Annotated in this window: 1 pseudogene; it reads right to left on the bottom strand. The window is 60.6% G+C overall.

The window, feature by feature from the left end:
- Positions 1-189: 189 nt before the first annotated feature.
- A pseudogene (locus KZZ04_RS18550) lies at positions 190-363 on the bottom strand (mercuric reductase); the annotation flags it as partial.

The following is a 363-nucleotide window of genomic DNA, read 5'->3' as shown; positions in this document are numbered from 1 at the left end:
CGAGTGTGTCGGTCACCCGATCCACAGGCCACCCGAGGACGCGAGCCAGCGTTTCCGGCCGCACCGGCTCCCCCTTCACAAGTTCATGCAGCAGGGCGTCAAAGAGCTGTGCGGTATCAGCCGTAAAGCGTTCAGCAAATTCTGATGTAAAGCGTGCTGAATCCATGATCTATCCTCCGCTCACGCCGATCAACCCGCGCAACACGACAGTTGCTTCACATCCTTGCGGAACGTCTGCGCGGCAAGCTTCAGCCCCTCGACCATGGTGAGATAGGGGAACAACTGATCGGCCAGCTCCTCGGCGGTCATGCCGGCTCGGATCGCAAGGGCGGCCGTCTGAATGAACTCACCGGCTTCTGGTGC

The organism is Pseudoalteromonas sp. CR1, from assembly GCF_019392235.1.
In the GTDB taxonomy this organism is placed as follows: Bacteria; Pseudomonadota; Gammaproteobacteria; order Enterobacterales; family Alteromonadaceae; genus Pseudoalteromonas.
The sequence above is the reverse complement of the archived record's forward strand: the minus strand, read 5'-3'. Positions and strand labels throughout refer to the sequence as shown.